Consider the following 16,827-nt stretch of genomic DNA (forward strand, 5'->3'; position numbering starts at 1 on the left):
GAATATTAATTAACCAACAAATATGAAAAGCCTGCACCATGGTGCAGGCTTTTCTTTTTATATCAAAAAATGCTTCTGATTAAATCACCCATTCTTTTTCACCAAAAATTGTAAGGACCTCATTGTCTTTGAGTCTTTGTTCAAGTCCCAGTGTTTTGGGTACTTCATAGTGGAAGAAGAATTTCATGGTATGAATCTTACTTTCCAGGAAGTTCAAATCATCTCCCTGTGGATTTTGGGTAAGCATGGCTTCTTTCGCCTTGATCCCCTGAATCAACCATTGCCATGCAACAGAAATGATAGATGCCATTTCCATAAATAAATTCGCATCAGCCAGAAAGCGATCAATTTCTCCTTTCATCGCAAATCCTACCAGGTGCATGGTTACTCCCTGAAGTCTCTGCATTTCTTCAGCCAATTTATCCGCATAAGGTTTCAAATCATCATGCGTCTTTGCGGTTTCAATGGTTTGAGTTACCTCAGCCATGAAATACCTCAAAGCTTTGCCCTGCTTCATGGTTACCTTTCTTCCCAACAAATCCATGGACTGAATCCCGGTAGTACCTTCATAGATCGGATAAATTCTGATATCACGATAATAATTTTCCGCTGGAAAATCTTCGCAAAATCCTCCCCCTCCAAATACCTGAACAGCAGTACTGATAGAAGTTACCCCAAATTCTGAGGGATAGGTTTTTACCATAGGAGTAAGAAGTTCCAATAAGAATTCATATTTCTCTTTTTCCTCTCCTTCGGTATTATGAGCCAGATCGGCATACTTAGCAGCTTGCATCACCAAACTCAATCCTCCTTCCATAATAGCCTTTTGCAAAAGAAGCATTCTCTTCACATCGGGATGCTGAATAATATTTACCTGAGGCTTGGAAAGATCACGCTCCATGATGTATCGACCTTGCGGGCGCTCATTGGCATAATGCAATGAAGCATAATAGGCAGCAGATGCTACAGCAGAACCACCAAGTCCAACAGAAATCCTGGCTTCATTCATCATTTGGAACATATAGGAAAGACCGCGATGTTCTTCTCCGAGCAAATGTCCTACACAATCATCCTTTTCTCCATACATCAAATGAAGAGCCGGGGTTCCTTTTTGCCCAAGTTTGTGATAAACACCGGCAGTTGTTACATCATTAGAAACCCAATTACCTTCTCCTTCTTCTCTAAATTTTGGAACAATGAAAAGTGAGATCCCTTTTGTTCCAGCTGGAGCTCCTTCGATTCTTGCCAGGGTAAAGTGAATCACATTGTCTATATCTGAATAATCGCCGGCAGAGATATAAATCTTTTGTCCTTTTATTTTATAGGTGCCATCTGGCTGAGGATAGGCAACTGTCGTAATATCAGAAAGTGAACTTCCGGCTTGTGGTTCGGTCAAAGCCATCGTTCCCTGCCATTTTCCTCCATACATATTAGGAAGGTAGTAGGCTTTCTGTTCATCTGTACCAAAAGAAACCAAAAGGTTGGCAGCTGCAGAAGTCAAACCGGAAAATAACATGGCGCCATTGTTGGCTGCTGACATAATAAATCCTACTGCGGCCAGAAGCATCGCAGGACTTTGCATTCCTCCCAAATCCATAGGCGCACTCATCCCTATCCATCCCCCTTCTGCCATAGCATCCAACATAGGTCGCACACTGTGATGTACTTTTACTTCACCATCTACCAATTCAGGAGGATTCCGATCCATATCCTCATAATGAGGAAAAAGGTATTTGTCTGATAACTGCTTGGCAGCATCCAACATCATATCTAAAGACTCAGCATCGAAGTGCTCAAATTTTGGGTAGTCCGTTAGTTCATTGATATTATGCACATCATTCAACATGAAGCGCAAATTTTTCATACTGACGTATTTTCTGGCCATCTATTTTTTGTTTGTTAATTATGTTATAAGAAATGCGTTTTGACAAAGATAGAAAAAATGGAAAATATTATAAAGTCCAAATTTTCCTGTATATTATACCGCTGTAAATCCTAATTGTTTTCTATGTCTACAATAATCAGTGAAGGCCCGCTACTTGTATCCCTGGAAAATGGAGTAAAGACCATTATCTTCAATCAACCTGAAAAGAGAAACGCAATCAATTCGAAGATGTCAACTCTTTTTAGAGATGCAGTTCTCGCATCCGAACATGATGATTCCCGAGTGATCGTCATTACAGGATCCGGAGATCATTTTTGCGCGGGTGCTGATTTAGCTCCCTCTTCTTCAGGGGGTGAATTTGACGTAAGCCAATTTTTACGAAGCACATATAATCCACTGGTTACTGCAATACGAAATATGGACAAACCTTTTATTGCTAAGGTAAGAGGTAATTGTGTAGGAGCTGGATTTAGTTTTGCCCTGGCTTGTGATTTGTTATACGCTTCGCCTGATGCAAAGATGAGTCAGATCTTTACGAAGATTGGTTTATCCAGTGATGGCGGCGGCGGATATTTTCTCCCAGAAAAAATCGGATATCATAAGGCTTTTGAACTAATGGCTCTGCATGAAATAATTACAGCAGAGCAGGCAGAAAAATTAGGGATTATAAATAAGGTAGTAGCTGCAGGAGAACTGGATGATTATGTAGATGGTATTGTAGATAGACTCATAAATGGGGCCTATTTAGCTATTCAACGTACAAAATCTAATCTCCGCGCCGCTATGAGTCAAGGACTTGAAGCCGCTCTCGAACAAGAAGCTGATAATCAGGGACTTAACTTCAAATCAAAGGACTTTTTTGAAGGGGTTGCGGCCTTTTTACAGAAAAGAAAAGCCAATTTTAAGGGAGAATAGGGAATTTCCCTCAAAAACAGGCTCTGAGAGTAATTTGAGCCGTATATATACCTTTCTTCGTTTTTATCACTCAAATCTCAGGCCCATTTTTATATAAAAAATGGGCCTGAGATTCTTTTATATTTTGGGAACCTGAGCCTATATACAGCTTGTAAGAATCTCAGGCCGAATAGTGAAAAAATCCTACCCCCTCAATTTTCGATGAAAGTCAATAGGCAATGCACTTATCCACAGTAAAAATGATAAGTGTCACAAAGGCCTGAAAATCAGCAAATAAAATTCCACACTAAATTCCGGGAAAATGTGAGTAAGCATCAATGATGTTTAAAAGGCTTTTCCACAATTGGCTTATTTTTCAACATTTCGGTGGAAAAGTAAAAGTTATCCCGATCGGCGGTGGATTACCAAAATTTTCTACACAGGGATATCAACCGAGCAAGTGTGACTATTTTTCAATTTTAACTTTATCCACTCATATGTTGATATGTAGATAAGTCTTAAATAATTTTTCTGAAAAATATTTTTTCTCTCATGATTTTATTGCCTTCAAATTGAGAACCCTAAAATCAGCATCCTTAATAATGAAGCATTTAGCTTCATCTCATCCACCAGATGGAATACTTTTTATCTTAACTCAATCTTAATTGAAGACAAAATTTTACTTAAAGAGGATTTGTGGAAAGAGCTTGTGAAAAAGTGGAAATTCAATGAATCAAGGAAAAATGAAAAAAGTTATCCTACTTATCCACAGCTATAACTCTTATACTATATTTATTTATAAAAAGAAGAAGATAATAATAGGGAAGTAAGACATTCATAAGAATTTGTACCTTTGATGCATCAAGTCTTAACATCCTATGTCATCAAACGAATCTGCGCTGACGGATATCTCCAATCTCGGAGAATTCGGTCTGATAAAATACCTCACGCGAAATTCCAAGTTCAAACATCCCAATGTCCTGAAGGGAATCGGAGATGATGCAGCTGTGATCAAAAATGGGAATGGAATGGCCGAAGTCATTTCTACCGATTTACTGCTCGAAGGAATTCATTTCGATTTGGCCTATATGCCACTCAGACATCTGGGCTACAAATCTGTAGTCGTAAACCTCAGTGATATTTTTGCGATGAATGCAATTCCATATGGAGTTACAGTTTCTATTGCTGCCAGTAATCGATTTCCTGTTGAAGCCCTGGATGAATTGTATGAAGGGATCAATTTAGCTTGTGAAAAATATGGGGTTCAATTGATCGGAGGAGATACTTCCAGTTCCCGACAAGGATTACTTATTTCTATTACGGCAATGGGCCGAGCGAAAGAAGAGGATATTGTTTATCGGAAAGGAGCTCAAAAGCAGGACCTCATCTGTGTTACTGGAAATTTGGGTGCGGCTTATGCCGGCTTTTTGGTTTTGGATAGGGAGAAAGCTGTTTTTCAAAAATCTCCGGAAAGTCAACCAGATCTAAGCGATTATGATTATGTCGTCGGTAGGCAATTGAAACCAGAAGCCAGGGGCGACATTATTCAAAAATTAGCATCAAGTGGCTTGAAGCCAACTTCTATGATGGACATTTCTGATGGTCTTGCTAGTGAATTACATCACATCAACAAGCATAGCGAAATGGGGGTGTCTATTTATGCACATAAGATACCGATTGATTACCAAACCGTTTCTGTGGCTGAAGAGTTCAAAATTAGCCAGACCATGTTTGCCATGAATGGGGGAGAGGACTATGAATTGTTGATGACATTGCCTTTGCAGAGTTTTGATAAGCTAAAATCCATTCCGGAAATATCTATCATCGGTCATATCACTGAAGACAAGAATCAGGTGGATATTATCCTGGAAAATGGTTCTGTTGCTCCTATCGAAGCCCAAGGCTGGCAACATTTTGATAATGCTGAAAAAATCGATCAAGAACCTACTGATAATCAGTAATTTAATCTGAAAATTGAGATGGCAAAGAATATCATTTCTTATAATGTAAATGGAATCCGGGCAGCTGCTCGGAAAGGTTTTTTGGATTGGCTCAAAGAAGAGGATCCAGATATTGTTTGTTTGCAAGAAAGTAAGGCTCAACCTGATCAACTGGATGAGGAAGTTCGAAATCCAGAAGGATATCATGCGTATTGGTATTCCGCTGAGAAGAAAGGCTATAGTGGGGTAGGGATTTTGACCAAAGAAGAACCCAAACATGTCGAATATGGGTGTGGAATTGATGCCTATGATAAAGAAGGCCGAGTGCTTCGAGCTGATTTTGAAAATTTTTCGGTCATTTCCGCTTATTTCCCTTCTGGTTCCAGTGGATCTCCCCGACAGGCTGTAAAAGAAGCTTTTTTGGAAGATCTGTTTGTGTATATCTCCGAACTGAAAAAATCTTATCCCAATCTGATCATTTCCGGGGACTATAACATTTGCCATCAGGCGATTGACATTCACGATCCGGTCAGAAACAAAAAATCATCCGGATTTCTTCCGCATGAAAGAGAATGGGTAACAAAATTTCTCGATTCCGGATTTATCGACTCATTTCGCAAGTTTAATCAGGAAGGAGACAATTATTCCTGGTGGAGTTTGAGAAGTAGAGCTCGTGATAGCAATAAAGGATGGAGAATCGACTATCATATGGTCTCATCACCTTTGGATGATAAAATAATAGGGGCTGACATTCTTCCAGATGTTAAGCACTCGGACCATTGCCCAATCAAAGTAATTCTCGACCTCTAAAATCTTTCTGATACAGGCTTTCTTTTCCTCAATAAGAAAACAATACGCCTTTATCGGCTACTTGGCTTGATTTCCTAGCCCCAGTTCAAAAAAAAATCTGAATTACAAATGCACTCCCTTATTCCTCGCGAATAAGGGAGTGTTGGCTTGAGACGGTGGGTTTTCTATACATTCCCAAAGATTTTTCCCTTGATTTCGTCGATCAGGACAAAAATAATGGAAGAGCCGTTTGCTAAAATGCTGACAAGTTCTGAAATTTATATACTACGGATTTCACACAATACTATTTTTAAGGCCAACTTGACTCTTTCTCTCTCGTAAGGGAATAGTAGCTAGCCTTATATTTTTTGTGTTTAATTTCTTTTGAAATTATCATTGTCCGTTTTAGAGCAACCTACAATGCTTATGCCCCAGGAAAAAAATCTTCTCGACCAGCGCTTGCAGGAATTTCGTTCGCAGTATTACAAAGACAGGATCCTGCGCGGTTCCTTACTACTCGCCTTATTGGTCAGCTCCATGCTGTTTGTGGCATTATTGAGTGAAGGACTCTTTGGCTTCTCCTCCAGTATCAGAACTACAATTGTTTATGGACTTGGAGGAATTTTTCTTTTGGTCCTGGGATGGATGGTCATTTGGCCTTTGACCAAATTATTCAAACTCACCCATACCATTTCCGATTTTCAGATCGCGGATATGGTGAGTCAACATTTCCCAAATATCAATGATAAACTGACCAACCTCCTGCAGCTGAAAAATAGTAATCGGGAAGACAATGCGCTGGTGCAGGCGGCCATCAATAAAAAAACAGAAACTATTACGCCGGTTCCTCTTAAGTCTGCAATTGACTTAAAAAAGAATCGAAAATATGTTGGCTACCTTGGAGTGCCGATGCTTTTGTTCCTATTGACCTTCGTTTTCAATAGTTCTTTCCTGGGGGAAAGTAGTAAGCGGATGCTCAATTATGACAAAGAATTTTTACCTCCTCCTCCTTTTAATCTTCAACTCAGTGATATCCCGACTTCTTTGGTTGCAGGTCAGGACTATACTTTCGAAGTAAAAGTTGATGGAGACAGATTGCCTGCTGAATTATTTGTGTTCATTCGAAATGATGCTGAAGAAAATTCCGAATTCATCGATTTCAACCTGACGGCAGAAAATGCCGAGACTTTTACTTATACCCTGAGCAATGTAAAAGAAGATTTCTCTTTCAGAATCGGGAATGAGGCTGTGAGTTCTGAAATCTATCCGGTAGAAGTTTTGAAGAGACCTTCTATCAAAAATTTCAGAGCCATTGTTCAATATCCAGCCTATACAGGTTTGGGAGTAGAAAAATTGGCAGATAATGTGGGCGACTTCAAAGTGATCAAAGGATCCAGAGTAACCTGGGAACTTTTGCCTCAGGGAGACTTGGCTGAAGCCTGGTTTGTAGGAAAAGATAAGATTGCTTTCGAAGAAAAAGATAATGAGACATATAAAGTGAGTCAGCGGATGATGAAAGACCTCGAGTATTTCATTTCGCTAAATTCAGTAGAAAATATTGCTAACATAGATACCGTTCGCTACAAAGTGAACATTCTGAATGATCGCTATCCTTCTATCTATGTTTTCAAGCCCAATAATGATTTCAAAGTTGACCTTGATCCGGTCATGCCTTTGGATCTCGAGATCGCAGACGATTTTGGTTTCAGTAAAATGAAACTCTTCTATCGTTTTGTAAAATCTGGAGGAACCAGTGAAGTAAGTGCAGAATTCAAAGAATACAATTTGGATATCGATGCCACTACTTTGCTACAGCCTTTGGGCTATCAAATCGATCTGACGAGTCTGGGTCTGGCCGAAGGGGACGAACTTGAATATTATATTGAAGTTTGGGACAATGATGGAATTTCCGGTGCCAAATCTACGACCAGTGCTACTTATAAAGTTCTTTATCCAACCCTGGATGCTCGTTATGACGAAGTCAATGAAAGTCAGAACGAAGTCAAGGACGATTTGAAAAATTTGAAGGAAAAAGCAGATGAGTTGAACCAGGCATACAAAAAAATGCAGGAAAAACTCCTTGAGCAGAAGAAATTATCCTTCGATGATAAAAAAGAAGCACAGAGAATGTTGGAAGAGCATCAGAAAATGCTCGAAGAACTGAAGGAGACTCAGCAAAAATTTGAAGAGACCATCGATAAAATGGAAGAAAATCAGATGGTGTCCGAAGAAACCCTCGAAAAATATGAGGAGTTGAATGAATTTTTGGAAGAGATGGATAATCCAGAGATTGAAGATTTGTTAAAACAGATCGAAGAGCAGATGGAAAACCTCAATCCAGAGGATATTCGCGAGAAACTAGAGCAGCTTCAGTCGAATGAAGAAGATATCAAGAAGTCTTTGGAGCGCACATTAGAGCTTCTAAAGCAATTGGAGGTACAGGAGAAGGCAGATGAGATTAGAAACAAATTGGATCAGTTAGAAGCCAAACAAGAGCTCTTAAATGAGAAGTTGGAACAGTCTGACGAAGCAGATGAAATGGAGAATTTGGCTGAGCGTCAGGAAGATTTAGAGGAGCAAATGGATGGCATCAAGGAAGACATGAAGGAGCTGGAAGATCTCAAAGAAAATACTGAGACTCCGGATGAAGAGAAAATGGATGAGCTTAACAAGGATGCCGAAGAAGCTCAGGATGAAATGGAGAAAGCGGCAGAGCAAATGAAGGAATCTGCGGAACAGCAAAAAGACGGTTCCAAAAAAATGAAGAAGCAGTCTCAGCAGATGAAGCAAAATGCTTCTGAATCTCAGAAGAAGGCCAAGCAAAAAATGCAGAAAATGCAGGAGCAGCTTTCGGAGATGCAGATGAATATGCAGATGCAACAGGATCAGCAGAACCTTGAGAATCTTCGTGAACTATTGGAAAATTTATTGAAACTGTCTTTCGACCAGGAGGACTTGAGAGATGATGTAAGGGAGTTGAAATACGGAGACCCTTCTCTAAAAGATAAGAGTCAGAACCAAAAGAAATTGCAGGATGATATGGGATTGGTAAAAGACAGTCTTGAGTCTTTGGCCAATAAGATGTTCCAGATTCAGAAGTTTGTATTGGATGAAAGCAAAAGTATTGAGGACAACATGAAGCGTTCTCAAACCTTCTTCCGAAACAAGCAGATCCCTATGGTTAACTACCATCAGCAGTCTGCCATGACCAGCATCAATAACCTGGCGAATATGCTATCCGATGTCATGAAGCAATTGCAGGAGCAAATGAAAAATGCGCAAATGGGTCAGGGCATGTGTCCGAAACCTGGAGACAAACCCGGCATGCAGCAAATGGGTCAGGAGCAAAGAAAGTTGAATCAGCAGATGCAGCAGATGAAACAAAATGGTGGAGAGATGGATGGTGAGAAGCTGAAAGAAATGGCTGCAAGACAGGAGGCAATTCGTAAGAAACTAAAGGATGCCCATGACCGTATGAAGAGGGGAGAAGATGGAAAACCGCTGGGAGATATGCAGAAGATCATGCAAGACATGATTCAATCTGAAACAGAACTACTCAACAAACAGTTAACTAATCAGATGCTGAAGAGACAGCAGGATATCCTGAGTCGTCTGCTTCAGGCTGAGCAGTCTGTGAGAGAGCGGGAGTTGGATGATAAGAGAGAGTCGAAAACGGCTCAGATCAAAGACAGGAAAAGCCCGGAGGAACTATCTCTGGAAGAGTATAAGAACAAGATCAGACAGGAATTATTGAAGTCCAATAAATTGGAATATTCTAACGATTTCCTCATTTTGATCGAACAATATTATAAAAAGCTTGAAGGAGCGAATGAGCAGTAGCACAGAAACTAAAAAGTCATTGTTGAAAAAACTGGAACTGGAAACGAGGCCTGATGTAATTCATGACATAGAAGTGGCCATCGAAGAGATCAAAGAGAAGCTCAATTTCCAGGATGATGTATATGGGAATGTTATGGTAGCCGTTACAGAGGCGATCAACAATTCCATTTATCACGGCAATAAAGAAGACCAGTCAAAGAAGATCTATCTGGACTTTGAAATGAAAAACGAGTATCGATTATTGGTACGGGTAAAGGATGAAGGAGAGGGATTTGATCCCGCTGCTTTGGCCGATCCTACTGCTCCGGAAAACCTGGAGAATATAGGAGGTCGAGGTGTTTTCCTCATGCAGCATCTGGCTGATGAGATCAAGTTTACAGATGAAGGGAGAGTAGTGGAGATGTGTTTTAACATCTAGTTCCGCTACTTATTTCAAGGACTACTGCATGGAACAAAGCTTGGAATTCTTCTCACAAGAAATAGAGTTTACCTTAGATAAAGAGGATTCAGTTAGAGACTGGATCCTCTTTGTCATTGACTCTTATGACAAAAAAGTAAGCCAGATCAATTATATATTCTGCTCTGATGATTACCTCCTTGAGCTCAATAGGACCCACCTCCAGCACGATTATTATACCGATATCCTAACCTTCCCGTATGCTCCTGCAGGAGTAGAGGAACTCATCTCCGACATTTATATCAGTATAGACCGGGTAAAGGATAATGCCCATTCCTATGAACTTCCATTTATCGATGAGTTACATAGAGTGATGATTCATGGTGCCTTGCATCTCATTGGTTTTGATGATCATGGAGATGCCGCTAAAAAGGAGATGAGCGCAAAGGAAGATATGGCTCTTGCTCAACGCAAATTCCTCTGATATCCTCGTATGTACCACGTGGAACATAAAGGCAAAGAACCTCTGAAAAGTATAGCCGGAAATCAGATGTTCCACGTGGAACAATCCTCCGTTTTATTGATGGAGTATCCTGTATTCTTTAGAATGTTCCACGTGGAACATCAGCAGTTTTTATTGATAGTATCCTGTATATCTATTCCTTCATAGCTCCCATTCTGTTTCTCAATGTTCGGTCTGATAAAGAATTCCATCGATCTATGGCATCAAGTAAGACCAGGTATTCGGCTCCTTCCATATCCAAATTATGGGCATCCATGAGACAGAGGATGAATATAAAACCTCTTGTATATCGCTTGATCTTGAAGCCTCTGCAAAGGGCTTTTAGTAAACAATTGGATTGAGATGTAGGAGCATGGGAAGGAAGGATAGAGCCTGAGCATGCTTCCAAAAGGAGTAGAGAAACAGATATATCAAACAGGATAATATCAACGATTCACTTTAGGATAAGGATAGTTATAAAGAAACCTATAAGTAAGGAATTGCTTAAGAAGCTCATCGGTGATTCTGGCAATGAATAAATCCTATGGAAGTATTATCGAATACAAAGGAGAAGGTTCCGATAAAGAAGATTGAAATGCTCCCTTTTGAAGGAGATAGAATAAGCCTGAAATCTTGCATTAGGATTAATGAATAGTAATAGGAAGCTTTGACATACCAGGAAAAAAGGAAGCAGAATAAGAAGAAAGGATAGGAGTTAAAGCTGACTTTCTTCCTGAAAAGGGGAGGAGCAGTAAGAGCACAAGCAGAAGGAATAGCCAGAATATTGAAAAGAAAAATTTAACGGGAACACCCTAATAGGAAGATATTCTCAATAGGAAGATCTTGTGAAGCCAGAGTTAAACTTCTCTCTGCCTATAGTTCATTCCAGATATATCGTAGATACCGGCAAAGTCAATAGATAAATCTTCCCTATAATTCTAGCTCAAATTATTCATCCTCGACTTGTTGAAAGCTAGAGTCTGAGTAGCACGAATCCTCACATATAATCCTCCGGCTAACTTCCTCCAGATATAAAAAATCAGGGCTTCCAAAGGTCTAGAGGTATAGGTTTTTATAGTAGGTAGAATGAATCCAAAACACTGAATTGCTCAGGATGCTTCGGGCGGGATTATTCTCGACTAATCGTTTCATGGTGAAATCGAAAGCTTCAGGAAAAGGTATTTAGTGAAATTAAATCCGGACAGAAATGGGACAAATAAAGATGCATTGCAATAGCGGGATAAAAGAGAAGTCTGCTATCGAACGAATATCTAAAGATGTTTACCCTAGCACCCTAGCACCCTAGCACACTTTATTGTCCCTCTCCTTCCCCTTTCAAAAAAAGCTCGTAATTTTGTGCTCCAATATTTTACAGTATAAACCAAGGAATAGATGTTTCCTGAATATGATGTAGTAGTAGTCGGCGCTGGACATGCCGGATGTGAAGCCGCAGCCGCGGCAGCGAATATGGGAATGCGGGTAATGCTTGCTACCATGAATATGAATACCATCGCACAGATGTCCTGCAATCCTGCAATGGGTGGAGTAGCCAAAGGTCAACTGGTTCGAGAGATTGATGCACTCGGAGGATACTCCGGCATCGTTACGGATAAGACCATGATCCAGTTCCGCATGCTCAACCGATCCAAGGGACCAGCCATGTGGAGTCCCCGTGCCCAAAGCGATCGCATGAGGTTTGCTGAAGATTGGAGATTACATCTGGAACAAATTCCGAATGTAGACTTCTGGCAGGAAATGATCACCAGTCTGGTCGTCAAAGAAAAAAGGGTAGTGGGAGTAAGGACTCAATTGGGCTTGGATATCCCGGCGAAGACAGTAGTGCTTACAAATGGAACTTTCCTCAATGGTCTCATACATATTGGTGAGAGGCAGTTTGGAGGCGGTAGAAGCGCAGAGAGAGCCGCAGTCGGGCTGACAGCTCAGTTAGAGGAGATCGGCTTTGAGAGCGGCCGTATGAAGACCGGAACTCCGCCAAGGATCGATGGAAGGTCTATTGACTGGGAGAAAACAGAAGAACAGCCAGGCGATGAAATCCCAGGGAAGTTCTCTTTCACCGATACAGAAGCACTCAAAGAACAAAGACCCTGTCATATCACCTATACAAATCCTGAAACTCATGAGCTTTTGAAAGAAGGATTTGACAGATCTCCCATGTTCAATGGGAGAATTCGTGGTTTAGGCCCTCGCTATTGTCCCTCTATCGAAGATAAGATTGATCGTTTTGCTGATAGAGACAGACATCAACTCTTCCTGGAGCCGGAAGGATGGAATACCATCGAGGTATATGTCAATGGATTTTCTTCCTCTCTGCCTGAGGATGTACAATACAAAGCCCTTCGTTCTGTGCCCGGTCTGGAAAATGCGCGTATGTTCCGTCCAGGATATGCAGTAGAATATGATTTCTTTCCTCCGACTCAGCTCAATCTGAGTCTGGAAACCCAATTGGTTGAAAATCTTTTCTTCGCTGGCCAAATCAATGGTACTACTGGATACGAGGAAGCCGCAAGTCAGGGCCTTATGGCTGGAATCAATGCAGCCCGAAAAGTTCAGGAAGAGGATCCTCTCATTCTGCAAAGAGATGAAGCCTACATCGGTGTACTCATCGATGACCTGGTCAACAAAGGGACCAAAGAGCCTTATCGAATGTTTACTTCAAGAGCCGAGTTCAGAACTTTGCTCCGTCAGGACAATGCGGACCTCAGGTTGACAGAAATTGGTCATAAAATTGGATTGGCGAGTGAAGAGCGATACGAAAGGATGATTGAGAAGAGAGAATCAGTCAAAGAATTGAGAAGTACGATCGAAAAGACCTCTGTTTCTCCAGATGAACTCAAACCTTATCTCGAATCCATCCCATCTTCTCCTCTCAAGCAAAAAGTCAAGGCTATTAAGGTCTTGACACGTCCGGGAGTGAAAATTGAAGGATTGATTGCCGCTAGTTCTGATCTTCAGGAAAAAATACAGACTGAAAATTCCGATATATTGGAACAAGTAGAGATTCAGGTGAAATATGAGGGCTATATTCACAAAGAACAGGAGCTTGCGAAGAAAATGATGAGGTTAGACAAAATTACAATCCCTGATAATTTCGATTATTCGAAAATTCAGAGTTTGTCATCAGAATCTCGGGAAAAATTAGCTGCGCAGCGCCCGCAAAACCTGGGACAAGCCTCTCGGATCAGTGGAGTTTCGCCGGCAGATGTTTCGGTACTCATGGTTTTCATGTCTCGCTAAAAAAGTCACCCTGAGAATCGCATAAAAAATGCTTTCCCGGGTATTGATACAGTAGCTTTTATTCTCAGCAAATAGGAGTTTCGTTTTTAGTCAACCTTTAGTGATTAAAATATTGATAATCAGTAGATTAATAAACATACCATAGAGTATGTTTTTGCTGATTTTAAATGGATTCTCCTGCAAGAAAACAGGCTGAAAATTACCTTGAATTTCAAATGACAAATCTCGTAAATTGCAAGGCCATAAAAATTTTCGCAATATGTCAAATTCACTTTCTCAGAGCCGTATTTCTTATTCAACTTGTCCGATATGTGAGTCAGCCGAAATATCGGAAGTCCTGAAGGCCAAAGATTACACGGTATCGAAGGAAAACTTTTCTATTTGGCATTGCAACAATTGCCAGGCGAGATTTACCCAGGAAATTCCCGACCAAAATACCATCGGTCCCTACTATCAATCTGAAGAGTACATTTCTCATTCCAATACTGACAAAGGACTGATCAATACCCTCTATCAGTGGGTAAGAAATTATACTTTGGTGAAAAAGCGGAAACTCATTAGTCGGCTTTCTAAAAAATCGAATGGCAATATTCTAGACATTGGTTGTGGAACAGGAGAATTTTTAGGCGCAATGAAAGATGCGGGTTGGAAGGTGCAGGGATTGGAGCCTGATCCTGGAGCCCGGGAACAAGCTCAAAAAAATCAGGGAATTTCGGTTTCTCCTTCTGAAGACTTATTCAATTTGGAAGATAGGACTTATGATGTAATCACCATGTGGCATGTACTCGAGCATGTTCATCAGCTGCATGAGTATTTCGAAAAAATCAGATCTCTTCTAAAACCGGGAGGTCTGCTTATCATAGCTGTTCCCAATTTTAAATCCTTGGATGCTAAAGTATATGGGGAACATTGGGCGGCTTATGATGTTCCTCGGCACCTATACCATTTCAGTGCCCAGTCGATGAAGGAATTATTCAAATTTCATCAAATCGAGTTTCAGCAAATCAAGGCTATGCCTTTCGATGCATTTTATGTGAGTTTGCTGAGTGAGAAGTATAGACATGGAAATGTCCGTTTGGTTTCGGCAGGGATTACAGGACTTCGCTCCTTTCTCAAATCTTCCTTCCAAACAGATAGCTGTAGCTCTATTTTGTATGTAGGCCAGAAGGCAAATGAATAATACTCAAACAATTCGTTTCATCCCGATCTCTGTCGAGAAACCTAATTCCTCCGGCTACCTTCTTTTCATTTCAGTACAAAAAAATATCAAAGCAAAGCCCGCTTTACCCTTTCCCCAATTCCTTCCAATCGATCCAGGCTTTCATTTGAAAAAACAAAGCGAACATATTTATTCGCACGTTCTGATCCCCAATTGATCATAGGAGTAGCAGCAATCTTCCCTATTTCCAATAGTCGTTTCGAAGCTTCAGTACTTTCCATTCCCAAAACTGATACATCCAAAAATAGGGACCATCCACCCTGTGGTTTGATTAAGCGAAAATCTTTCAACTCCTCAAGAATCAAATCTCTTCGCTTTTGCAATTCTTCATTCATTTCCTGGATTCCATCTTGCTCATCTTCCATTGCAACCGCAACTGCTCCCATCGCAATTCCCGTTTGGCAAACCACATTGGAAATACTCACTCGGGCAACATCTGCCATAATTTCCTCCGGCCCCACAATCCAACCCACACGCCATCCAATCATCCGATATTCTTTCGAAGCAGCACCCACGGTAATGGTTTTTTCCCTCATTCCCTCAAATGAAGCCGGATGAATGACCGATAAGTCATCGAAAAGAATTCGCTCCATGGCAGAATCATAAATCAGCCAGCAATCTGCCTTTTTTACAAAATCTGTAATAGCTTTCCATTCTCCCAGCTTTAAAACTGCACCACTCGGCATAGAAGGACTCATGATGAGTGCCGCCCGAATATTTTCTGTTGAAATTTCTTCTAATTCTGCTGTATTCAGGCGCCATCCCTCCTCATTCGCAATTAGCGAAACAAAAACAGGTACTCCTCCTGCCAATCTTACCCTATTGATCAAACCAACATAAGTTGGGTCTGTCATCAATACTCTATCACTCGTTTCAAGCGTAGCAAGTAATACATTCAAAATTCCCGAAAGACCTCCAGCGGAAATAAGACACTCAGTTTTCCAATTGTAAGAATTGCCGGAAGTCTCAGAAACCAATCTTGCTGCAGATTTTCTTATGCTATCCAATCCGAAAAATGGCAAATAGCTATTTGCATCATCATCCATGATGGCTTCTTTGCTGTAGGCGAGGGCAGAAGCGGGTGGGCGAATATCGGTATCCAGATTTTCCAAACGGAGAACTTCAGGATCAGAGAGACTATCGGCGAGATCTCCCATTTGTTCAACTCCAATTTTACTGATATGAGTTAATCTTGAAACGGACATACAAATTGACGGTTAGAAATGAGCTAAATGATTGCTGAACTTAGGCTTGAATGAAAATAATAATTTTTATTTCCCGGAACTCATAGCTGGAACGTTCTTCGCTTTTCCTTGATTTCCGAAAAGGGGGGAATAGAAAGTGAAATTGATGATTTAGCATATGAATATGTAATACTAATACTCTCCCTAAGCACTAGCTTTTGAATTTTGGTGGCAGGGAAGGGATTTATAAGCTGGTATAAAAACTTGCCCGTTTTTTTGAGGCTGTTTTCTGTAAAAAGGCTTCCCCGGGACTATTATTAGCTCTAGAAAAGTTTAAAGATTAAATTCTGGATAAAATTTCATTTTCCTCTAACAGATTCACTTCATCTCCGTTCAACAAGAGAGAATCTAATAGGGAAATATGAACGAAAATTATTCTCTCCCGGCTCAGACCCGGATAGGACATGTGCACTTGAAAGTAGCTGATCTGGATAGGTCGATGGATTTTTATTGCGGCTTATTGGGCTTTGAGTTGATGGCAAAATATGGAACACAAGCTGCTTTTATTTCTGCAGGGGGATACCATCACCATATCGGCCTAAATACCTGGTTTAGTAAAGATGCTCCTCCCAATCCCAAAAAATCTGTCGGACTTTTTCATACGGCTATCCTTTATCCTACACGAAAAGACTTAGCGGAGATTTTCCTAAGACTCAATGAGCATAAATATCCATTTTCAGGTGCATCAGACCATGGAGTATCTGAAGCGCTCTATTTGGATGATCCGGATGGAAATGGGGTAGAACTTTATTGGGATAAACCTAAAGATCAATGGCCACTCAATTCCGACGGCTCTATACAGATGTACACCAAGGCCCTGAATTTGCAGAGTTTACTTTCTGAATTGAAAATATGAGCTTTT

At 40.6% G+C, this 16,827-nt stretch carries 12 protein-coding genes; 9 read left to right on the forward strand and 3 right to left on the reverse strand.

The window, feature by feature from the left end; translation table 11 throughout:
* Window positions 1–79: 79 nt before the first annotated feature.
* The gene (locus R8P61_27085) at window positions 80–1,864 is read right to left on the reverse strand and encodes an acyl-CoA dehydrogenase (GenBank protein MDW3650770.1); all 1,785 of its coding nucleotides are present in this window, start codon (window positions 1,862–1,864) and stop codon (window positions 80–82) included.
* A gap of 144 nt (window positions 1,865–2,008) precedes the next feature.
* On the opposite strand from R8P61_27085, the gene R8P61_27090 reads away from it, so the two are divergent.
* The 6 genes from R8P61_27090 to ybeY all read left to right on the forward strand — a co-directional run bounded on the left by R8P61_27090 (window position 2,009) and on the right by ybeY (window position 10,229).
* Window positions 2,009–2,800: an enoyl-CoA hydratase-related protein gene (locus R8P61_27090; GenBank protein MDW3650771.1), complete on the forward strand. Its 792-nt coding sequence runs from the start codon at window positions 2,009–2,011 to the stop codon at window positions 2,798–2,800.
* Window positions 2,801–3,657: 857 nt separating this feature from the next.
* Window positions 3,658–4,740: a thiamine-phosphate kinase gene (gene thiL, locus R8P61_27095; protein ID MDW3650772.1), complete on the forward strand. Its 1,083-nt coding sequence runs from the start codon at window positions 3,658–3,660 to the stop codon at window positions 4,738–4,740.
* A gap of 18 nt (window positions 4,741–4,758) precedes the next feature.
* The gene (locus tag R8P61_27100) at window positions 4,759–5,529 is read left to right on the forward strand and encodes an exodeoxyribonuclease III (protein MDW3650773.1); all 771 of its coding nucleotides are present in this window, start codon (window positions 4,759–4,761) and stop codon (window positions 5,527–5,529) included.
* Between the two features lie 405 nt (window positions 5,530–5,934).
* The gene (locus R8P61_27105) at window positions 5,935–9,348 is read left to right on the forward strand and encodes a DUF4175 family protein (GenBank protein MDW3650774.1); all 3,414 of its coding nucleotides are present in this window, start codon (window positions 5,935–5,937) and stop codon (window positions 9,346–9,348) included.
* Window positions 9,338–9,766, forward strand: coding sequence for an ATP-binding protein (locus R8P61_27110; GenBank protein MDW3650775.1), 429 nt, complete (start codon window positions 9,338–9,340; stop codon window positions 9,764–9,766). Before R8P61_27105 ends, R8P61_27110 begins: the two co-directional genes overlap by 11 nt.
* Window positions 9,767–9,794: 28 nt before the next feature.
* The gene (gene ybeY, locus R8P61_27115) at window positions 9,795–10,229 is read left to right on the forward strand and encodes an rRNA maturation RNase YbeY (GenBank protein ID MDW3650776.1); all 435 of its coding nucleotides are present in this window, start codon (window positions 9,795–9,797) and stop codon (window positions 10,227–10,229) included.
* 172 nt (window positions 10,230–10,401) lie between these two features.
* On the opposite strand, the gene R8P61_27120 is transcribed toward ybeY, so the two are convergent.
* Window positions 10,402–10,524 carry a hypothetical protein gene (locus R8P61_27120; GenBank protein MDW3650777.1) on the reverse strand — a complete coding sequence of 41 codons (123 nt, stop codon included), beginning with the start codon at window positions 10,522–10,524 and terminating at the stop codon, window positions 10,402–10,404.
* Window positions 10,525–11,639: 1,115 nt separating this feature from the next.
* On the opposite strand from R8P61_27120, the gene mnmG reads away from it, so the two are divergent.
* Window positions 11,640–13,502, forward strand: coding sequence for a tRNA uridine-5-carboxymethylaminomethyl(34) synthesis enzyme MnmG (mnmG, locus tag R8P61_27125; protein MDW3650778.1), 1,863 nt, complete (start codon window positions 11,640–11,642; stop codon window positions 13,500–13,502).
* A 259-nt stretch (window positions 13,503–13,761) separates the two neighbouring features.
* Window positions 13,762–14,682 (forward strand): class I SAM-dependent methyltransferase, encoded by a 921-nt coding sequence (locus R8P61_27130; protein MDW3650779.1) that lies wholly within the window; start codon window positions 13,762–13,764, stop codon window positions 14,680–14,682.
* 86 nt (window positions 14,683–14,768) lie between these two features.
* Here R8P61_27130 and R8P61_27135 read toward each other — a convergent pair whose 3' ends face one another.
* A complete protein-coding gene (locus tag R8P61_27135; GenBank protein ID MDW3650780.1) occupies window positions 14,769–15,926 on the reverse strand; it encodes a pyridoxal phosphate-dependent aminotransferase in 1,158 nt (385 codons plus the stop codon).
* A gap of 400 nt (window positions 15,927–16,326) precedes the next feature.
* Between R8P61_27135 and R8P61_27140 the strand changes: the two genes are divergently transcribed.
* Window positions 16,327–16,821, forward strand: coding sequence for a VOC family protein (locus tag R8P61_27140; GenBank protein MDW3650781.1), 495 nt, complete (start codon window positions 16,327–16,329; stop codon window positions 16,819–16,821).
* The last annotated feature ends 6 nt before the right edge of the window (window positions 16,822–16,827 follow it).

It is taken from the genome of Bacteroidia bacterium (assembly GCA_033391075.1).
Lineage (GTDB): Bacteria > Bacteroidota > Bacteroidia > J057 > J057 > JAWPMV01.